4 protein-coding genes are annotated in these 4,116 nt (G+C 38.5%); 1 reads left to right on the top strand and 3 read right to left on the bottom strand.

The window, feature by feature from the left end; translation table 11 throughout:
- Positions 1–227: 227 nt before the first annotated feature.
- Positions 228–1,037 carry a hypothetical protein gene (locus tag MRT15_RS10060; RefSeq protein ID WP_304329963.1) on the top strand — a complete coding sequence of 270 codons (810 nt, stop codon included), beginning with the start codon at positions 228–230 and terminating at the stop codon, positions 1,035–1,037.
- Here the strand turns inward: MRT15_RS10060 and amrS are convergent.
- From amrS to MRT15_RS12635, 3 genes are all read right to left on the bottom strand, one after another.
- Positions 1,027–2,094: an AmmeMemoRadiSam system radical SAM enzyme gene (amrS, locus tag MRT15_RS10065; RefSeq protein WP_304329964.1), complete on the bottom strand. Its 1,068-nt coding sequence runs from the start codon at positions 2,092–2,094 to the stop codon at positions 1,027–1,029. The genes MRT15_RS10060 and amrS overlap by 11 nt on opposite strands.
- A gap of 4 nt (positions 2,095–2,098) precedes the next feature.
- Positions 2,099–3,913, bottom strand: a complete 1,815-nt coding sequence (locus tag MRT15_RS10070) for an ATP-binding protein (RefSeq protein ID WP_304329965.1) — start codon at positions 3,911–3,913, stop codon at positions 2,099–2,101.
- A gap of 62 nt (positions 3,914–3,975) precedes the next feature.
- On the bottom strand, positions 3,976–4,116 hold a 141-nt coding region (locus MRT15_RS12635; RefSeq protein WP_369684972.1), incomplete at its 5' end, for an acylphosphatase.

Raw genomic sequence — 4,116 nt, forward strand, 5'->3', positions numbered from 1 at the left:
TGCGGAGTTGAGGGTATGGGGGGTAATCAACACCAATTGCTATGAGGTCGCGGAAAACCCTTGCAACATTTTCATTGCTATGAGGGAGGGGGAAGCTTCCAACATGACTCGTATACATGTGAATATAGTATTGCAAGGAATCTAAATGAATTTAACTATCCAAGAATACTACAGATTCTGGGGGGTAAGAGTTAAAAATTATTAGAGGCTAAGTAAACTATTCAATTGTGAGCAAAATTAGGATACTTATAACACACAACTTAAGGCTACCAAACATTATGATATCAAATGAAATTGTAAATTCACAGGACTATAACACCCTCTTCCTAAACCTATACGAGGAACTTGAACCACATATAAAAGAGCTGTCCAAGGGGAGGATTGAATATGAAGATTTCACAAGGAAGATTTCAAGTAGTAGGGCAGCACTACAACCAGTGAGCAGTTGGCTATACCCATTGGAACCCATAATTAGAGCCATAAGGAAGATAGGTAGGAGGGGGGTTAACGTATACTGCTACAAAGACTACAACTATGAGAAGAGGATACATGAAATAACCACTGAAATAACCATACTAACGGCGAAGAGCAAGATATTTGGGAAGATAAATACCGAGGAATGGAAGAGGAAGATTAGGGAGAGAGCATTATTGGTGGATGAAGCATTAAGAGTTGAAGCACGAAAAATACATGCAAAATCCATGGGTTTAAGCATATGCATATCAAACCCAACTGGATATAGGCTTGGTGAAGTCTTATCGAAAATGGGTGATGAAGTTCAGGTGGAGGAGGTTATGAAAAACTACTATCCAACACCATTGGAGGAAATGGAAATTAAACTTAGAAGCATGGAGTTAAGCGATGATGAAATCAAGGAATATGTGAAGGAACACTTGGAATATGTGGAAAAATACGTTTTAACCAGTGAAAATATCGATCAAGCATATTATAGATGGCTGTATGATAAGCATCCTGAACTCAGGGATACTATAAGCCAATATGAAATTGAAATATTGGGGAAGCTGATTAAAAGATAGGTGGAGATCTGTAGTATCTGCCAATGATGGGTATCTTCTCCCCACATCTTGGGCATGTATTATCTGGATTCAAATTATATTCAATTATGGAGAATATGTATCGCTTAATGAGGAGTTTTGAGCATTTTGGGCAGTATGTATTCTCCTTATCATGACCTGGAACATTCCCAATATAAACGTAATTTAACCCCTCATCATGACCAATCTTCCAAGCCTTCTCCAAAATCTCCACAGGAGTCCTCTTTGGATATAACTTATATTCTAAAGCTTTATATGCAGGGTAGTATTGTGTGACATGCCAAGGGGTATTCTCACCCAAATCCCTCTTAATCCTACTGGCAATCCCCCTCAAGCAATCCTCATCATCATTAACTCCAGGTATAACTAGAGTTGTAATTTCAACATGAACTCCACGCTTCTTAAACTCCACACAATTCCTCCAAACCTTCTCAACATCAGCTCCACAATACTTCCATACAGCTTCAGCATCACCCTTAATATCAACATTGGTGGCATCTAAACCTGCATCACAAAGCATCTGGAGAGCTTCAATAGTCATATAACCATTGGTTACAAAGGTATTGTAGTATCCATAATGCTTAGCCAACTTAAATACATCCACCGAATACTCTAGGAATAGTGTTGGCTCATTAAATGACATGCTGGTTCCAATGCAACCATAATCCCCAACCATACTCACAAACTCCTTTGGTGACATATAGTTACTCCACCTCAAATCTGGTGGATACTTACTTATCATATAGTTTTGACACCATGGACATGTGAAATTGCAAGACCAACTACCAATGGTTAGAGCATAACTTCCAGGGTAAAAGTGGAATAATGGTTTCTTCTCAATGGGGTTAGCGCTTATTGAAGATATATTCCCATAAACCATTGTATACAGTTTCCCATTGATATTCACTCTAGTTTTACAGAAACCAGTATCTCCAGGCTTAATTATGCATAGCCTCTCACAATTCCTACATCTAACATCCCCATCAAGCTTATCATACAATAATGCTTCCCTAACACATGGATTATCCAGTATCTTCAAAGGCTTACACCTTAAACTTCTCAGCCAACTTCATAAGGTTATTAAGCAATATATCCTCATTATTTGGGGTTTTAACGAATAACGGTATATTCTTCCTTCTAGTGGCTTTATGTGATATGAAAAGCCACTCCCCAGTATCGAGTTGTGCAGTTTTATCAAGTATTTCAGGGCTCACCCCAGAAGCATCTGCAATCACATGCCTATCATAACTTCTGGGAAGAGTCCCAGCATAATAGCTGTGCAATTGTTGTATGGCATTAACATTTAATCTAGCAACCCTCTGCGTACTTATCCACCCATGAATCCTATACTTCCTACCCTGCCTTAGAAGCCTCTCCACATCCATATTGGATTGGAATGTTAAATCCTCCTTCCTAACATCATCTGGAATGAATTCTTGAGCTTCATCCAAAACCACAAGTATCCTTGGACCGCCAAACCTCCTCTTCCTCAAAGTGAATAATGCACTAATGAATTTTGATGTGAAATCCCTTGCTTGAAGTGGATCTGGGATGTATGCCACCATAAGTTTATGATCACCACCCATAATGAGCTCAGCGATATTCCAAGGGGATAAACCACTCTCAACAGGCTCTTCATATTCAACATTGTTCAATTTATCTCTAAAAATCTCCAAAACCCCATTAAACTTTGTTCTAGACCTACCACTCTCTAATCTAGCCAAAACATCATTTATTAAGCTGATTAAAGTATTTTTAACGTCCCTATACTCATCTTTAGTTGCAATCTCATGGATTGTAATTTCATGTGGAAGCTTACTTGCAATGGCATTCAACTTATAATATAGATCTGATGCAAGGATCTTTGTAAGTTGATTTTGATCATCCCTCAATTCATCTATCAAGCTTATCATGTAACTCAACTTATCACTCTCACGCCCCTCCAAATCAATTTTGCAAATCCTATTCCCACCAACCAAATTTAATAGGTGATACTCTAAAGCCTCCCTCAACCTACTATTCCCCACAAGCTTATCCTCCAAACTTTCAGGGATAACTTGAGATGCGAAGAAGGATTCCAATATATCATCACTGCCAAAGAGGTCTTCAGTGGATAATATCATTCCATGATCAATGATCTCATCCAAGAGGTTTATGCTATACTCCCCAGCAACATCAATTATGAATATGGATGTATTTGGGAGGTTATGTAAAACCTTCCTAACAATTATGGATGTTAAATTGGATTTACCGCAACCAGTAAATCCGAAAACACCACCATGAAACTTAATTAAGTTTAGAATATCAATCTTCAATTTATGTTGAAAACCAATTATTTCTCCAATTTCAACCCCCCTTTCAACGTTGACAAGTTTATCAATAGCCCAAGAGGATAGTAGGTGAGCTTTAGCCCCAACAAGCGGCATCATATTTGGATCATACTGGAAGTCTATTGAACCATTTGAAACATTCATAACATACCCAGTGTATACAGCTCCAATATCAACCCAAGTATCCTCGGAGTCACCCCACATGGAATATATCTTCACCAAGAAATCGTTCCTCAAAGCCTTAGGCATACTCACATCCATAGAGAGCTCTTGAATATGTAGAGGCCTAACACTGAAAGTTTCGTAGATGAGATACTTCAATTCACCTTCAGTAGGCCTCTCCACAGCTATAAAAGATGGTTTTGAAAGCCTATCAAGAACAGCGAGATTAAATGAAGCTTCAAAAACACCAATAATGCTCTTTAAAACTATCTTCCCCTCCTCATAGGAAGTCTTTATGGATGTTTCACGAAGCCTAGCATTAAATGCACCATTAATATCATCAAACCATGGAGTATCCTTATCCATGAGGTAAGCCCAAATAATAATCAGTGAACCGATGTATAATAATATTTTGCGTTAAGATATGTTTAGTATCGAATCCTGAAATCCTTAAACTCCCCCTTATACTCCTCCCAGAAAACTTCAACATCATCAACCCTAGCCAATGGAGGCCCTTCACGAGCCCACTCCAAAACCCTCATAACAGCATCTTCACGCCCCTCAAGAAC

It is taken from the genome of Candidatus Culexarchaeum yellowstonense (assembly GCF_024707025.1).
Lineage (GTDB): Archaea > Thermoproteota > Methanomethylicia > Culexarchaeales > Culexarchaeaceae > Culexarchaeum.

Coding starts and splice junctions, on each gene's coding strand:
- MRT15_RS10070 (WP_304329965.1), bottom strand. CDS start 3,913: ATGGATAAGGATACTCCATGGTTTGATGATATTAATGGTGCATTTAAT.